This is a genomic window from Gordonia gummivorans (genome assembly GCF_022513585.1).
Lineage (GTDB): Bacteria > Actinomycetota > Actinomycetes > Mycobacteriales > Mycobacteriaceae > Gordonia.
The window spans coordinates 84,996-101,401 of the sequence record NZ_JAKWBF010000015.1 but is presented as its reverse complement, the minus strand read 5'-3'; the positions used below and the strand labels follow the sequence as shown (position 1 = coordinate 101,401).

Here is a 16,406-nt window from a genome sequence, read left to right as displayed (position 1 = left end):
CCGGCTTTGTGCGCGTTGCGGTTCCGGTGCCGACCGGGCTTTACCACCGGCAACCATATTGCAGTTGGGACAACAGTCGTGACGTCCGTCGGACCGATTGGGTAGGTTGGAAGGCGACATGACGGTCCTAACAGAAAGCCGCATCATGAGCGTGGTGCGGGCGGCAGAGGCGCTGCTGTCACATCGCGCCGGATCAGCGGTTGTACTCGACGATCCCGAGGATCTCGGCGGCAGCGGGCGAACCACGGTGGTTCGGGTTCGAGTGGCCCAGAACCCGCTTTCCCTCGACCGTTCCCTGGTCATCAAGGCGCTCCCCGAACACGAGGATCCGCACGCCTTCCACCGGGAGATCGCGTCCTACAAGTACGCCACCGCGCTGCCCAACGAATCCCGCCCGGGCCCGCAACTCATCGCCTCCGATTCCGACATCCGGCTGATGGTGCTGTCCGATCTGGGCCATGGCAAGTCGATGACGAGCCTGCTCTCGGGCGTCGATCCGGTCGAGACGTCTCGCGCGGTGAGCGCGTGGGGTCAGGCGCTGGGCCGCATGCACGCGGCGACGGTCGGCGGTGAGGGCGACTTCTTGGCCCTGCTGCGTCGCGGACCGTCCGGCGCCGACAAGCACGACATCGTCCGAGACACCGCACGTCGTGCCGTGTCCGAGGTCGGCCGCGACACCGCGCTGATCGACGTCGACTTGCCCGACCCGGTCGTCGCAGCGTTGCGCAGTGCGTCTGACCTGTTCGACGAGGGCGACCACCGTGCCTTCAGCCCGTCGGATGTCGGTCCGGAGAACATCCTGCTCAACGAGGATGGCGTGCAGTTCATGGACTACGAGTGGGGTGGCTTCCGCGACTCGACGCTCGACATCGCGTACGCACTGGTCACCTTCACCGCCCAGCTCGGGCCCAGCGGCGTCGCCCGGGCCACCGATCTCGAGGTGTCGATGGTGGACGCGTGGCGGTCGGAGGTCATGGGCATCTGGCCTGCGCTGGGCCACGAACGCGAGATGCAGCACAAGGTGCTGATCGCCCGGCTGCTCTGGGTCTGGCTGTCCACGGTGTGGATGCTGCCCGGTGAGGTGTCGATCTCCGATCCCGGCTACGCCCACGACTGGGCCCTGCACACCAACGACCCGCGCGTCATCGTCGCGCGATGGACCGACCTCGCCGCGGCAGCGGGACGCGGCGGCGATGAGGCCATCGCGGCGTTCTCCGTGGCGGTGGGGTCTGCGTTGCAGCGCACCTGGCTGTCCTGACGGGACCCGCCATGGACGGACTGTTCGATCCGCCCGGTGACGCCGCGGACGGCAGCGCGACGGCGCAACCAGGAGTCGTTTCACCGTCGGCCCCGCTGGCGGTGCGGATGCGGCCGCAATCGCTGGACGAGATCGTCGGGCAGCAGCACCTTCTGGGCCCCGGGTCGCCGCTGCGGCGTCTGATCAGCGGTTCCGGTGCGGCGTCGGTCCTGTTGTATGGACCACCCGGCACCGGTAAGACCACCATGGCCTCGCTGATCTCGCGTGCGACGGGAGGGCGTTTCGAGGCGTTGTCGGCGCTGTCCGCCGGTGTCAAAGAGGTGCGCGGCGTGATCGACATCGCGCGTCGGCGGCTGATCGACGGTCAGCAGACGGTGCTGTTCATCGACGAGGTCCATCGGTTCTCCAAGACACAGCAGGACGCACTGCTCGACGCCGTGGAGAACCGGATCGTGCTCCTCGTGGCCGCGACCACGGAGAACCCGTCGTTCTCGGTCGTCGCGCCGCTACTTTCCCGGTCGCTGGTGCTGCAACTGCGGTCGCTCTCCGATGACGACGTCCGTGAGGTCCTGGCGCGAGCTGTCGCCGATGCGCGCGGGCTCGACGGCCGATTCGAGCTGACCGACGCGGCCTATGACCATCTGGTCGCGGTGTCCGGGGGCGACGCGCGTCGTGCGCTCACGGCGCTCGAGGCGAGCGCGGACGGTGCCGAACTGTCGACCGAGGGCGATGCAACCGCCGTCATCGACCTGCCCGACGTCGAGGCCGCGATCGACCGCGCCGCGGTGCGCTACGACCGCGACGGCGATCAGCACTACGACGTCACGAGTGCGTTCATCAAGTCGATTCGCGGATCGGATGTCGACGCGGCGCTGCACTACCTGGCCCGGATGATCGCGGCCGGCGAAGACCCGAGATTCATCGCGCGTCGGCTCATGATCCACGCCAGCGAGGACATCGGGATGGCCGATCCGACCGCGCTGCAGACCGCGGTCGCGGCCGCCCAGGTGGTTGCGCTGGTCGGGATGCCGGAGGCGAAACTGGCGCTGTCCCAGGCGACCATTCACCTCGCGACGGCCCCCAAATCCGGTGCGGTCGTGTCCGCGATCGGTGCCGCGCTTGCCGACGTCGAGGCCGGCAAGGCGGGCGCGGTCCCTGCGCACCTGCGCGACAGTCATTACCCGGGCGCCACCAAGATGGGCAGCGGGGTCGGGTATCGGTATCCGCACGACGATCCCGATGGGGTGCTGGCACAGCAATATCCGCCCGACGATCTCGTCGGCATCGACTACTACCGGCCAACCGATCACGGGTTCGAGCGTGAACTCGGTCCGCGGTTGGTGAAGTTGCGCTCGATCATCCGGCGTGTCTCGAAGCGGCGCTGAGCCTCCGGTCGGTTACCTCACGATGAAGACGTCCGAGCAGTTGCCGCCGGACAGCGTCAGGAACGCGCCCTGGTTCACGGGCGCCAGTGCGATACGCACCTTGCCGGCGCCGGTGCGTACGTTTCGGAAGTCGTGGATCGAACCACCGGACGCCCCGGTGGTGCGCATGGACGTCCGCAGGACGCCCGACCGGTGCGTGTTCAGGTTGTCCCAGCGCAGGGCGACTCGGTTGTTGTACCCCCAGAAGCTCTGGCTGGCGGTCACGGAGATGTCGATCACTCCACGATTACGCAGGTTCTGCGTGGTGGAGATGCCACCGGAGTAGGTGTTGTCGACGATGTTGGGGCTCAGTGCGTTGCAGCGGTTGGTGGAGTATTGCCAGAGCGTGCGCGGGCTTGGCATCGAATAGGTCTTGGCGGTGGCGGCGCCGACTCCGAGTGCGGAGACGGTCACGGTGAACAGAACGGCGAGAACGGACGTGAGAAGTCGTTTGCGCTGGGTCATGGCAGTCCTATCGTTGCGGCCTACGAGACTTATTAGCTCTGCTAACCGTATCGCTGTACCTCGCCGAGCGTTTACGGGATTTGCCGCGAAGTTGGCGGTCACGCCCACGTCGACCGCGCCGACGCCGGGTGCGTCGTGGGTGGATCGACGGCGTGGCGGTACTCTGGTGAGTCGCAGTTCCCGGCCCGCATGCATGTTCGACATCAAGTGTTCAAGCTGGTGAACGAGCCGGCGAGCCGACGACGAGACCACACGCACCACACCGATCGAGGAAGACAACCCAGTGCAGACGCATGACATCCGCAAGCGATTCCTGGATCACTTCATCAAGGCCGGTCACACCGAGGTGCCGAGCGCATCGCTGCTGCTCGACGATCCCAACCTGCTGTTCGTGAACGCCGGAATGGTGCCCTTCAAGCCGTACTTCCTCGGCGAGCAGACACCGCCGTTCGACCGCGCCACCAGCGTGCAGAAGTGTGTGCGCACCCTCGACATCGACGAGGTCGGCATCACCACCCGGCACAACACCTTCTTCCAGATGGCCGGCAACTTCTCGTTCGGTGACTACTTCAAACGAGAGGCGATCACCTTCGCCTGGACCCTGCTGACCGGCAGCGTCGAGAACGGCGGCTACGGCATCGACCCCGAGAAGCTCTGGCCGACCGTCTATCTCGACGACGACGAGGCCGAGGCCATCTGGCGTGACGAGATCGGTGTGCCCGCCGAGCGGATCCAGCGTCGCGGGATGAAGGACAACTACTGGTCGATGGGCGTACCCGGCCCGTGCGGTCCGTGTTCGGAGATCTTCTACGACCGCGGCCCCGAATACGGTGTCGAGGGTGGTCCCGAGGCCGACGAGGATCGCTACATCGAGATCTGGAATCTCGTGTTCATGCAGAACGAGCGCGGGGCAGGCGGCGGCAAGGAGGACTACGAGATCCTCGGCCCGCTGCCGAAGAAGAACATCGACACCGGCATGGGTATCGAACGCGTCGCGTGCCTGCTGCAAGGCGTCGACAACGTCTACGAGACCGATCTGCTCAAACCGATCATCGACCTGGCCGCCGAGGTGACCGGTCGCGCCTACGGCAAACAGCACGATGATGACGTGAAGTTCCGGGTCATCGCCGACCACACGCGGACCGCGGCGATGCTCATCGGCGACGGAGTGCTGCCCGGCAACGACGGGCGCGGCTACGTTCTCCGGCGGTTGTTGCGTCGCGTCGTGCGATCGGCCCGACTTCTGGGGGCAGACCAGCCCACCATGGGTGCGTTCATCGGCGCGGCAATCGAGCTCATGTCGCCGTCGTACCCGGAACTGGCCGCGCAGCGTGACCACATCGTGAACGTCGCGGTGGGTGAGGAGAACACCTTCGGCAAGACTCTCGCGGCCGGCTCCAAACTCTTCGCCGACGCGGCGGCGGCCACCAAGGCCGCCAAGAAGGCCACGATCAGCGGCAGCGATGCGTTCACGCTGCACGACACCTATGGATTCCCCATCGACCTGACGCTCGAGATGGCGTCGGAGGCCGGTCTCGACGTGGACGAGGCCGGGTTCACCGACCTCATGGCCGAGCAGAAGCAGCGCGCGAAGGCCGACGCGACCGCCCGCAAGACCGGCCACGCCGACGCGGCCGTGTACCGAGAGTTCCTCGACCGCGGACCCACCGAGTTCACCGGCTTCGACGAATTGATCTCGGAGGCAAAGGTTCTCGGCCTCGTCTCGGACGGTGTCACGGTGCCCGTCGCGACCCCGGGCCAGGAATTGACGGTCATCCTCGACCGCACTCCGCTCTACGCCGAATCGGGTGGTCAGATCGCCGACATCGGCACCATCACGACGGGCTCCGGAGTACGGCTGAGCGTCAAGGACGTGCAGAAGCTCGGCAAGTCGGTGTGGCTGCACAAGGTGGTCGTCGAGGAGGGCGAGGTCGCCGTCGGCGACGAGGTCATCGCCGCTGTCGACGCGCACTGGCGGCACGGTGCGACACAGGGCCATTCCGGCACGCACATGGTGCATGCCGCCCTGCGTCAAGTACTCGGTCCCGGGGCCACCCAGGCCGGTTCGCTCAATCGTCCGGGCTACCTGCGCTTCGACTTTCACCAGGCGTCGCCGCTGTCCGAGAGTCAGAAGCGTGAGATCGAGGAGATCTCCAACGCCGCAGTGGAGGCCAACCATCCGGTGCACACCTTCGAGACCGGCCTCGACGAGGCCAAGGCGATGGGCGCGCTCGCACTGTTCGGCGAGAACTACGGCGATGTGGTGCGTGTGGTCGAGATCGGCGGTCCGTTCTCGATGGAGCTCTGTGGTGGCACCCATGTCGCGAGCTCCGCGCAGATCGGTCCGGTGACCCTGATCGGCGAGTCGTCGATCGGTTCGGGTGTGCGCCGCGTCGAAGCCTATGTCGGCATGGACTCGTTCCGGTTCCTGTCCAAGGAACGCGCCCTGCTCGCCGGCCTCGCGTCGTCGCTGAAGGTGCCGTCGGAGGAGGTGCCGGGCCGGGTCGAACAACTCGTCACCCGATTGCGGGACGCGGAGAAGCAACTCGAGAAGGTTCGTGCCGAGGCGGCACGATCGGCGGCGGGTGGACTCCTCGACACCGCTGAGACGCTCGGTTCGACGCTGCTGGTGGGCGGTCGGCTGCCGGATGGGCTCGACGCCAACGGATTGCGCACCATCGCGACGGATCTGCGTGGTCGGATCGGTGATCGTGCTGCGGTGATCGCACTGTTCTCCGCGACGGGCGACGGTGACGCCGCTGCGGCCAAGGTGCCGTTCGCGATCGCGACCACGGCCGGCGCGCGCGAGAAGGGCATCAAGGCCGGCGACCTGGTGCGGGAGACGGCGCCCCTGGTCGGCGGACGGGGCGGCGGTAAGCCCGATCTCGCGCAGGGCTCCGGAACCGAGCCGGGCGGTATCGACGCCGCCATTGCCCGGGTGCGGGAGCTCATCGCCCGATGACCTTGACTCGCGGACGTCGCCTGGGCGTCGATGTGGGCAGCGTCCGCATCGGTGTCGCCGTGTGTGACCCGGACGGCATCCTGGCCACCCCGGTGGAGACGGTGGCGCGGACCCCGGACGGCGATGCAGATGTGGCACGGATAGCGGCGTTGGCAGGCGAGTACGAGGCGGTCGGGGTGGTGGTCGGGCTGCCGAAGACCCTGCGCAACGAGACCGGCGCCGCGGCCGTCGCCGCACAGGACTTCGGTGACCGGCTCGCGGCCCGTATCGCGCCGGTCGGCGTCGAATATCACGATGAGCGGCTGACCACGGTCACCGCACATCAGGCCATGCGGGCCAGCGGCCGAAATGCGAAATCGTCTCGCGCGGTGATTGACCAGGCTGCGGCGGTCGCTATTCTGCAGGGGTGGTTGGATGCGCGACGATGATCGGGGGAGGGACCATCCGGTGAGCGAAGAGCGGCGTCGCAGCCGACACCGCGAGCATGCCGACCAGGAGGGCGTGGACCTCGAACGGTTGCGGTATTTCACCCAGCCGGCGGCCGGGACGTCCCACACGCGCCATCGGCGCAGGCGAGGCTCTGCCACCACCGGTCCGGTGCCGGTGGTACGGCCCACCGAGCGGGCCATGCCGCAGCGGATTCCGCCGCGGCCGCCGACGGTCGAGCCGCCCGTTCCCGCCGAGCCGTCCGCTCCCGAACCGCGTCGAGATCGTGAGCCGAGTGCGGTCACAGATCAGCTCGACACCCAGGCACAGCCCGCCGACACCCAGACTGTCGAAACCCGGCCGGTCGACAACCGCCCCACGGTTGTGCCCGTCGCCGAAACCGGCCGGATCGCGACGCCGGAGACGACGAGCATGCGCGAGCGGTCGCGGCCGCTTGTCGAACCGCGTACCGAAGACGTTGTCGCCGCCGACACCGAACAGGTGGATGCCACACACGCCCGTACCGTGACGGGTCCTCGCAACGGTGCTGTCTATGCCGACGTCACCGACACCGACCTGCATGACCTCGACCTGCACGACACCGATCTGCTCGACACCGAGTACTTCGGACATGACACCGAGTACTTCGGACATGACGATGTGGACGCAGATCCGCACGCAACTCACACGTTCGACGCCGCCACACCCGACGCTGCTGATCTCGACGCCGCTGATCTCGATGTCGCAGAGGCCGACACGTTGCTCGCAGGGCGTCCGCGTCGGCGGGGCAAGCGGAAGCGTCGGCGTGTGGTGATCGCTCTCGCGCTCGCCTGCATGCTGGTCCTGGTGATCGGCGTGGGCTATGTCGGAGCGCGCAGCTTCGGGCTGCTCGATTCGCGCAAGGACTACACCAATGCGGCCGGCACGGCGGACGTCATCGTCGACATCCCGGACAACTCGACGCTGCAGGACTTCGGAGAAATCCTCGTCGACAAGAATGTTGTCGGGAGTGTCCGTGCTTTTACGAAAGCCGCCGACGGACAAGCAATCTCGGGCGGAATCTACAAGCTGCGCACCGAGATCCCGGCCGCCACCGCCGTCGACATGCTGACCGACGGCACCCAGAACCGGGTCGGCCGTGTGGTGATTCCCGCCGGCCGGCAACTCGATACGAAGACCCGCGCCGACGGCATGGTGACGCCGGGCATCTTCCAGATGATCGCCACCGCAACGGGTGTCACGGTCAACGGAGTGCAAGAGGGTGTGACCGTCGAGGAACTCGAGCAGACCGCGGCGACCGCATCTCCGGAAGCCCTCGGCGTGCCGAGTTGGGCCCGTGAACCGGTGAACGCACTCACCGGCGACCATCGGCGGATCGAGGGTCTGATCGTGCCGATCGCCTGGGAGCGGATCGACCCGTCTCATTCCGCGCTCCAGATCCTGCACGACATGATCACGCAGAGCGCCCGTCAGTTCGCCCAGTGGGGTCTGCCGGGGCAGATCCAATCCGGCCTCTCGCCGTACGACACGCTGATCGCCGCGTCCTTGGTGCAGGGTGAGGTGAGTCAGCCCGACGACTACGCCAAGGTCGCCCGCGTCATCATCAACCGCCTCGACAAAGGCCAACGGCTGCAGTTCGACTCGACCGCCAACTATGCGGCCAAGGTCACCGATCTGAATGTGCACAGCGACGTTCTCAAGGGCGACACGCCGTGGAACACCTACGTGCACAAGGGATTGCCGCCGACGCCGATCGGCGCGGTGGATGAGCAGGCGCTCGAGGCGATGGAGCGTCCGGCACAAGGAAACTGGCTCTACTTCGTGACCATCGATTCCAACGGCACCACGCTGTTCACCGCGGACTTCAACCAGCATCGCCGCAACATCGGTCGCGCTTGCGCGAACGGTTTCATCACGTGCAACTGACCGGACGACACATGGACTCGGCGGTGGTACTCGGGCGTCCCGACCTCAGCGACCCGGCCGGCGGCCGCACGGCTCGTCGTGCGGCGGTGCTCGGATCACCGGTCTCGCACTCGCGATCACCCGATCTGCACCTCGCCGCGTATCGGGCTCTCGGTCTGCCGGACTGGTCCTATGAGCGCATCGAGTGCACGGCGGAGCAATTGCCGGCTCTGGTCGACGCACTCGACGCCGAGTTCGTCGGCCTGTCGGTGACGATGCCCGGCAAGCTGGCTGCGCTCGACCACGCCGACGTCAGTACCGAGCGCGCGCGTCTGGTCGGCTCGGCCAACACCCTGGTGCGGACCGCGGACGGCTGGCGTGCCGACTGCACCGACATCGACGGAATGCTGGGCGCGCTGCGCGCACTGGATGTCGATGCGGCGCAGCCTACTGCGGTACTCGTCGGCGCCGGTGGCACCGCACTCCCGACGGTGGCCGCGTTGGCTGCCACGGGCTTCGAGGAGATCACCGTGGTGGCGCGCGACGCGGCCCGCGCCCGGTCGGTGATCGAGTTGTGCGATCGGCTGGGAATCGCGACCACGGTGTTGCCCTTCGAACCGACGCCGACGCTGGATGAGCGGTGTCGCGACGCGGGGGTCGCGGTGTCGACCGTCCCGGCCTCGGGGGCGGCCACCGTGGCCACCTCGGTGGCGCATGCGAGCCGCGTCGTCGACGTCATCTACGACCCATGGCCGACCCCGTTGGCGCAGGCGGTCACCGCCGCGGGCGGGCAGGTCGTCGGGGGCCTGGTGATGCTGCTGAACCAGGCCTTCAGCCAGGTGGAACAGTTCACCGGCCTGCCCGCCCCACGAGAGGCGATGACCGCCGCGCTCGACCCCTGACACTCTGTGTCCTGTTGGAGAATCTGTGTGCTGCAGCACACAGATGGCCCGATTCAACACAGAGTGCGCGGCGTCGGGAGAACCCTGTGGATGGTCGAACGCCAGAGGTCGACCGTGCCCCCATGCTGAGGCGATGGCTTCCTGGGCGGTCCTGATCTGGCTGGTGAGCATCGGCGAGCATGATCGCCGCACTCGTCGGATTCCGAATGTTCTCGTGTGGCCGGGGATCTGTGCGGTATCGGCCACCGCGGTCGTGCACCCGCAGGTCGGCGTCGCGGCGGCGGTCGCCCTGACGCCGTACCTGTGGTGCCATCGCGCGGGCTGGTGCGGGGGAGGAGACGTCAAGCTCGCCCTGGTGTGTGGAGGCCTCGCGGCGCACTGGGATGCCGCACTGGTCCTGGTGGCCGTCGCGGCGCTGACCAACGCCGGTGCGTTTGCGCTGCGTCGTGGCGGGGCGGCAGGCGCCCATGGTCCGTTCCTGGTCGCGGCGACGATCGTGATCGCCGGGCCCTGGTGATCAAGGTGGTGATCGGGCGTGATCGACGGGTGCCGGACGGGTGCCGCTGAGTTTTGGCGCGCATGGAACAATTGACGACTGTGTTGCGCTGGATAACCGCCGGAGAGTCACATGGCCCGGCACTCGTCGCCCTCGTCGAAGGCATGGTGGCCGGAGTCGAGGTCACCTCGTCCGACATTGCCGAACAATTGGCCCGTCGCCGTCTGGGCTACGGCCGTGGCGCGCGGATGAAGTTCGAGGCCGACAAGGTGACCCTGATCGGCGGGCTACGGCACGGCGCGACGATGGGCGGTCCGGTCGCCATCGAGATCGGCAACACCGAGTGGCCGAAGTGGGAGACCGTGATGTCGGCCGATCCCGTCGACCCGGCCGAACTGGAGGGCAGTGCGCGCAATGCGCCGCTGACGCGTCCTCGGCCCGGCCACGCCGACTATTCCGGGATGCTCAAGTACGGCTTCGACGATGCTCGCAACGTCCTGGAACGCGCGAGCGCACGGGAGACGGCGGCCCGCGTCGCCGCCGGTACCGTCGCACGCAACTTCCTGCGGCAAGTTCTCGGTATCGAGGTTCTCTCGCACGTCATCTCCATCGGCGACAGCGAACCGTACGCCGGCATGCCACCGCGCTACGACGACCTCGTCGCGATCGACGCGAGTCCGGTGCGGGCCTTCGACGCCGACGCCGAACAGTCGATGATCGCCGAGATCGAAGCCGCCAAGAAGGACGGCGACACACTCGGTGGCGTGGTCGAGGTCGTGGCGACCGGGGTGCCGGTCGGACTCGGGTCCCATGTCAGCGGCGAGACCCGACTCGACGCGCGACTTGCCGGTGCGCTCATGGGCATTCAGGCGATCAAGGGCGTGGAGGTCGGTGACGGGTTCACCACGGCGCGTCGGCGGGGGAGTCAGGCGCACGACGAGATGGTGCCCGGCCCGGACGGCGTGCTGCGATCGACCAACCGTGCAGGAGGACTCGAGGGCGGTATGACCAACGGCGAGGACGTGCGCGTCCGGATCGCGATGAAGCCCATCTCGACGGTGCCCCGGGCGCTGTCGACCGTCGACATGTCGACCGGTGAGACGGCGAGCGCGATCCACCAGCGCTCGGACGTGTGTGCGGTGCCCGCCGCGGGTGTGGTCGCGGAGGCGATGGTCGCGCTGGTGCTCGCCCAGGCTGCGCTCGAGAAGTTCGGTGGCGATTCGGCGGCCGAGACCGCGGACAACGCGCAGCGTTATCGCGCCGTCATCGAGGCCCGGCCGCCTCGTGGCTGACAGCGAGACCCCGACACCGGCGCGCCCGTCGGGCAGGCAACCCGCGGCGGTGCTCGTGGGCTTCATGGGTGCGGGAAAGTCGACCGTCGGTCGCCTGCTCGCCGACCGTCTGGGCGTCGACTTCGTCGACACCGACACCGAGATCGTCCGGCGAACCGGTCGCAGTATCCCGGAGATCTTTGTCGCCGACGGCAATTCGGGTTTCCGGAAGATCGAGCGCAACGTCGTCGCCGACGTCCTGCGCAATCATGCCGGGATCGTCTCGCTCGGTGGCGGAGCGGTCACGACCCCGGAGATCCGCGAGGCGCTGATCGGACACCGCGTCGTGCATCTGCGCATCGGACCCGACGCCGGATTCGCCCGGGTCGCCGGCACCGACCGTCCGCTCCTGGGCACCGACGATCCCAGGGCCCGCTACGCCGAACTGCTTGCCGAGCGCGCCGACACCTATGCCGGGGTCGCCACCATCGAGGTCGACGCGCATGCCGACCCGGAGTCGGTCGCCGACGAGATCGTCACCGCACTCGCCCGTGAACTGCTACCCGAGAGGACGACATGAGCGAGCCGAACTCGGCTGAACCCATCTCACCCGAGCCCGTCTCCATCCGGGTCGATGCGGGTGCACCGTACGACGTGATCATCGGACGCGGCCTGCTCGGCGAGCTGGCCACGGCGGCCGCCGGTGCCGACCGAATCGCGATCCTCTACCAACCGCCGCTTGCGAAGACCGCCGAACAGATCCGAGAGTTCCTGGCCAACAAGGGGTTTGAGGCACATCGCATTGAGATCCCGGATGCCGAGGCGGGCAAGGACCTGTCGGTGGCTGCCTTCTGCTGGGAGGTCTTCGGGCGGATCGGGCTCAAGCGCAACGACAAGGTGGTCAGCCTCGGCGGCGGCGCCGCCACGGATCTCGCCGGTTTTGTCGCCGCCACCTGGATGCGGGGCATCGGCGTCATCCACGTCCCGACAACGCTGCTGGCCATGGTCGACGCTGCGGTCGGCGGAAAGACCGGAATCAACACCGACGCCGGCAAGAACCTGGTCGGCTCGTTCCACGAGCCCGACGCGGTGCTGATCGACATCGGAACCCTGGAAACGGTGCCCCGCAACGAAGTGATCGCGGGGCTCGCCGAGGTCATCAAGACCGGCTTCATCGCCGACCCGACCATCCTCGACATCATCGAAGCCGACCCGGAGGCGGCGCTCGATCCGACGGGCGACGTCCTGCCGGAGCTCATCCGTCGGTCTGTCCAGGTCAAGGCGGACGTCGTGTCGGCGGATCTCAAGGAATCGTCGCTGCGCGAGATCCTGAACTACGGGCACACGCTCGGGCATGCGATCGAACGTCGCGAACGCTATCGGTGGCGCCATGGCGCGGCAGTGTCGGTGGGGTTGGTCTTCGCGGCCGAGCTCGCCCGAATGGCCGGGCGTCTCGACGACGCCACCGCGGATCGCCACAAGTCGGTCCTCCAACTCGTCGGCCTGCCCACCAGCTATGACCCCGAGGCGCTCGGCGACCTCATGGAGGGGATGGCGGGGGACAAGAAGAACCGGTCGGGTGTTCTGCGCTTCGTGGTGCTCGACGGCCTGGCCAACCCTGGCCGCCTCGAAGGCCCCGACCCGTCGCTGATCGCCGCCGCATACTCGGTGGTCGCCGGCGACAGCACCGACCACGGGTCGTCCGTGCTGCTCTGATCGTCAGGTCGTATTCCCCAGCGTATTTCTCGTGTTTCGGCGCTGGCCACCCGACTATTCGGATACGCGACCTACCCGCCATCGTCGGCGACCGTGGAGGCAGGAATCAACGCCGTAGATCTGCGCCAGGTGGTGACTGAAATCTACGGCGTAGGTCATTGGAAACGTTGTATATCGAAATCCGGCGAGACAGATGTGTCCACGCCCTGCGGTCGCTGACATTGTCGGCTTGCGTGGTTTCGATACGCGCGTGCTCGCAGGCTCACACGGCGCTACTCAACCAGCAATACGTTTCCGCAGTTCAGGGGGCCGAAGGCAGTGCTCTTAGAGTCAGCGCGTGGCGACCTCGGTGGTCTCGGCGTCGTCGTGGTCGTTGTCCTCACGGACCGACCAATCGTCGTCGCGGTTCTTGTTCTGATCGCGACGGATGATCCAGCGACCCACAGCGGCGCCCACGAACGCGGGAACGAACACGAGCAATGCGGTGAATGAACCACCTGCGATCAGTTCGACGAAGAAGCTGGACTGTCCGATGCCGGCGAACCACAGGGTGCCGAGCAGCCAGCAGATGGGACCGGACAGAACGCCCGCAACCAGACCGGCCTGCAGCCAGCGAACGGTGAGGTCCTCGTAGTCGTCGGGGTCGGGGTTGGCCCGGGCGTCGCGAATGCCGTCGATGCCACCCCACACCAGGGCGACCAGCACGACGGCAGCGACCGCGATGGTCTTCCACACGGTCGAGTGCAGCGGGGCCTGGACCACGGCCACACCGAGCAGGACACGCGCGAGGATGTGAACAGCGGCCATCACCAGGCCACGGGGCAACCACGAAGTCATAGCGGACAGGCTACCCAGCGTCGACGTGTTACGGAACACATGCCCCCGCCGGGGCGAGCGGAGCGACGGGGGATGACTTCGGCGGGACCCGAATACGACACCGCGCCGTGCACCGTCGTAGCGTGGCAGTCGTGGCAACGACAAGCACGGCAACGACCCAGGCTCGGCGACAGCGGGTCCGTGACCAGCTGGCGGGGGCGGATGAGCCGGTGGCGGCCTTCGTGGTGTCGAACCTGATCAACGTCCGCTACCTGACCGGATTCACCGGGTCCAACGCCGCAGTTCTCATCGACGCCGAGGATCCCGGACTCGACCGGATCTGCACCGACGGCCGCTACCTGACCCAGGTGGCCCGTCAGGTGCCCGACCTCGAAGCCGTGATCGAACGCAACTGTCCTCCCGCGCTCATCGAGCAGGCACGCAGTGCCGGTCGGACACGGATCGGTTTCGAATCCGACACGATGACCGTCGCCGCACACCACGGCTTGAGCGAGCGGTTCGCCGACGCCGGCATCGAGCTGATCGGCATCTCGGGCCTGGTCCAGGAACTCCGAGCGGTCAAGGACGCCCACGAGATCGCCCTGCTCCGAGCGGCATGCGCGATCGGCGACGCCGCACTGGCCAGGATCATCGCCGACGGGGTGATCCGGGCGGGCGCCACCGAACGCGAGGTCGCGAGGGCGCTCGAATGGGCGATGTACCGGCTCGGTGCCGACGGGATAGCGTTCGAGACCATCGTCGCAGCGGGCGCCAACTCGGCTGTTCCGCATCATCGTCCGACCGATGCCGCGCTGGCCGACGGCGACCTGGTCAAGATCGACTTCGGGGCGGTCTATGCCGGATACCACTCCGACATGACCCGGACTCTTGTGCTGAACCGGGCGGCCGATTGGCAGCGCGAGCTCTATGAGCTGGTGGCGACCGCGCAGGCGGCCGGTCGAGCGGCCCTGCGGCCGGGCGCAGACCTGCGCGCGGTGGATGCCGCCGCACGCGACGTCATCGACGCGGCCGGACACGGTGAGCGCTATGTGCACGGCCTCGGACACGGCGTCGGCCTGGAAATCCACGAAGCGCCGGGAATCGGGAAACTCGCTGCGGGTACACTGCCATGCGGCGCAGCGGTGACCGTGGAGCCCGGCGTATACCTCCCAGGGTGTGGTGGAGTACGCATCGAGGACACACTCGTCGTCACCGATGGTGAACCGGACCTGCTGACCGCCACCGACAAGACGTTCACCGTCATCTGACGGGCATTTCGATGTAGAGAGAAGAGACTGACGATTATGGCGACCACCGCCGATTTCAAGAACGGCCTCGTGCTGCGCATGGACGATCAGCTTTGGCAGATCCTGGAGTTCCAGCACGTCAAGCCCGGCAAGGGACCCGCATTCGTGCGCACCAAGATCAAGAACGTGCTGTCGGGCAAGACCGTCGACAAGACCTTCAACGCGGGCGTCAAGGTGGAGACCGCGACCGTCGACCGTCGCGACATGCAGTACCTGTACAACGACGGCACCGACTACGTCTTCATGGATCAGCAGGACTACGAGCAGTTCGCGATCCCGCCGGCCACCGTCGGCGACGGCGCGCGGTTCCTGCTCGAGAACATGACCGTCCAGGTCTCGCTCAACGAGGGCAACCCGCTGTTCGTCGAGCTCCCGGTCACCGTCGAGCTCATCGTCGAGCACACCGATCCCGGCCTGCAGGGTGACCGCTCGACCGGTGGCACCAAGCCCGCGAAGCTGGAGACGGGTGCCGAGATCAACGTGCCGCTGTTCATCAACACCGGAGACAAGCTGAAGGTCGATTCGCGCGACGGCAGCTACCTCGGCCGCGTCAACTCGTAGTAGCCAGTGAAACAACCCGGAACCCGGCACAAGGCGCGACGCCGAGCCGTCGACCTGCTCTTCGAGGCGGAAGCCAAGCAGGTCAGCCCCGCTGCGCTCGTCGCCGAACGCCGCGAACTCGTGCGCGACGATGAGAGTGTCGGCGCCATCCACGACTACACCGCGACGGTGATCGAGGGACTCGCCACCGATCAGCCACAGATCGACGCCGTCCTGTCATCGCACCTGCGTGACTGGACGCTCGAACGGCTGCCCGCCGTCGACCGCGCGATCATGCGTCTCGCGACGTGGGAGCTGTTCAATTCGGTCGACGTCGACACCATCGTCGTCGTCGACGAGGCGGTCGAGCTCGCCAAGGAACTCTCCACCGACGACTCGCCCGCGTTCGTCAACGGCGTGCTCGGGAAGATCGCCGAGCTTGCCCCGCAAGTGCGGGCCGCGGCCGCCGCAGGTGATGCTGACGGCAGAACCGACGGACCCGCGCGCTGATCCGAAGAGTTCGGTGATTAGCGCTCTGACCTGCACATAAGCGTCCACCACCCCACCGCTCTCTGAGGTGCCCGAGGCGCCGGCCGAGGGATGCCTCGAAGGGCAGGTGAACGGGCCACGTCAGCGAGGCGCCGGGCCACTGAAAGTAGGGGAAGGTTCTTCCCCTACTTTCTGTCCCTGCTTGTTGAGTCGTCCGCGAGAAAATTCGCGGGGAGGACTCCAGGGATAGGGGACGAGTTTCTTCCCCTATTTTTCGTGGATCATCGTTGCCGCGTCGCGCTCCACGGCCCTCTTCCCGCCTCCACGATCGCCGCCGCAGGCGGCGGGTGGGTCGCTGATCCGAGCGTTCGTGGCCGATCGCGCTCTCGCTCGTGACGGCCGGCTGATGACAGCTTCGAGGCAGGCCCG

At 67.3% G+C, this 16,406-nt stretch carries 15 protein-coding genes; 13 read left to right on the top strand and 2 right to left on the bottom strand.

Going from position 1 to position 16,406, the window contains the following annotated elements; all coding sequences use genetic code 11:
• Window positions 1-118: 118 nt before the first annotated feature.
• Entirely contained in the window at window positions 119-1,258 is a 1,140-nt protein-coding gene (locus tag MKW15_RS12985) for a phosphotransferase (protein ID WP_240858548.1), read from the top strand.
• Window positions 1,259-1,269: 11 nt separating this feature from the next.
• Window positions 1,270-2,643: a replication-associated recombination protein A gene (locus MKW15_RS12980; RefSeq protein ID WP_240858542.1), complete on the top strand. Its 1,374-nt coding sequence runs from the start codon at window positions 1,270-1,272 to the stop codon at window positions 2,641-2,643.
• Window positions 2,644-2,655: 12 nt separating this feature from the next.
• Here MKW15_RS12980 and MKW15_RS12975 read toward each other — a convergent pair whose 3' ends face one another.
• The gene (locus MKW15_RS12975) at window positions 2,656-3,147 is read right to left on the bottom strand and encodes a hypothetical protein (protein ID WP_240858536.1); all 492 of its coding nucleotides are present in this window, start codon (window positions 3,145-3,147) and stop codon (window positions 2,656-2,658) included.
• Between the two features lie 283 nt (window positions 3,148-3,430).
• Between MKW15_RS12975 and alaS the strand changes: the two genes are divergently transcribed.
• From alaS to aroB, 8 genes are all read left to right on the top strand, one after another.
• Entirely contained in the window at window positions 3,431-6,109 is a 2,679-nt protein-coding gene (gene alaS / locus MKW15_RS12970; RefSeq protein ID WP_240858518.1) for an alanine--tRNA ligase, read from the top strand.
• Complete coding sequence (gene ruvX / locus MKW15_RS12965) at window positions 6,106-6,537, top strand: Holliday junction resolvase RuvX (RefSeq protein WP_240858503.1); 432 nt, start codon at window positions 6,106-6,108, stop codon at window positions 6,535-6,537. Before alaS ends, ruvX begins: the two co-directional genes overlap by 4 nt.
• A gap of 19 nt (window positions 6,538-6,556) precedes the next feature.
• Entirely contained in the window at window positions 6,557-8,461 is a 1,905-nt protein-coding gene (locus tag MKW15_RS12960) for an endolytic transglycosylase MltG (protein WP_240858497.1), read from the top strand.
• Between the two features lie 11 nt (window positions 8,462-8,472).
• Window positions 8,473-9,342 (top strand): shikimate dehydrogenase, encoded by an 870-nt coding sequence (locus tag MKW15_RS12955; protein ID WP_374247080.1) that lies wholly within the window; start codon window positions 8,473-8,475, stop codon window positions 9,340-9,342.
• A gap of 133 nt (window positions 9,343-9,475) precedes the next feature.
• On the top strand, window positions 9,476-9,859 hold the full coding sequence (locus MKW15_RS12950; protein WP_240858481.1) for an A24 family peptidase: 384 nt from the start codon (window positions 9,476-9,478) through the stop codon (window positions 9,857-9,859).
• A gap of 62 nt (window positions 9,860-9,921) precedes the next feature.
• Window positions 9,922-11,130: a chorismate synthase gene (gene aroC, locus MKW15_RS12945; protein ID WP_240858475.1), complete on the top strand. Its 1,209-nt coding sequence runs from the start codon at window positions 9,922-9,924 to the stop codon at window positions 11,128-11,130.
• Between the two features lie 64 nt (window positions 11,131-11,194).
• The gene (locus MKW15_RS12940) at window positions 11,195-11,689 is read left to right on the top strand and encodes a shikimate kinase (protein WP_240858673.1); all 495 of its coding nucleotides are present in this window, start codon (window positions 11,195-11,197) and stop codon (window positions 11,687-11,689) included.
• Window positions 11,686-12,825: a 3-dehydroquinate synthase gene (gene aroB / locus MKW15_RS12935; protein ID WP_240858464.1), complete on the top strand. Its 1,140-nt coding sequence runs from the start codon at window positions 11,686-11,688 to the stop codon at window positions 12,823-12,825. The genes MKW15_RS12940 and aroB overlap by 4 nt, the downstream gene beginning before the upstream one ends.
• A 330-nt stretch (window positions 12,826-13,155) precedes the next feature.
• On the opposite strand, the gene MKW15_RS12930 is transcribed toward aroB, so the two are convergent.
• A complete protein-coding gene (locus MKW15_RS12930) occupies window positions 13,156-13,662 on the bottom strand; it encodes a B-4DMT family transporter (RefSeq protein ID WP_240858452.1) in 507 nt (168 codons plus the stop codon).
• A 131-nt stretch (window positions 13,663-13,793) separates the two neighbouring features.
• On the opposite strand from MKW15_RS12930, the gene MKW15_RS12925 reads away from it, so the two are divergent.
• The 3 genes from MKW15_RS12925 to nusB are packed head-to-tail and all read left to right on the top strand — an operon-like array spanning window position 13,794 to window position 15,998.
• Window positions 13,794-14,909: a M24 family metallopeptidase gene (locus tag MKW15_RS12925; protein WP_240858450.1), complete on the top strand. Its 1,116-nt coding sequence runs from the start codon at window positions 13,794-13,796 to the stop codon at window positions 14,907-14,909.
• Window positions 14,910-14,945: 36 nt separating this feature from the next.
• Window positions 14,946-15,509 carry an elongation factor P gene (efp, locus tag MKW15_RS12920; RefSeq protein ID WP_240858445.1) on the top strand — a complete coding sequence of 188 codons (564 nt, stop codon included), beginning with the start codon at window positions 14,946-14,948 and terminating at the stop codon, window positions 15,507-15,509.
• 6 nt (window positions 15,510-15,515) lie between these two features.
• Window positions 15,516-15,998: a transcription antitermination factor NusB gene (nusB, locus tag MKW15_RS12915; protein ID WP_240858427.1), complete on the top strand. Its 483-nt coding sequence runs from the start codon at window positions 15,516-15,518 to the stop codon at window positions 15,996-15,998.
• Window positions 15,999-16,406 lie beyond the last annotated feature (408 nt).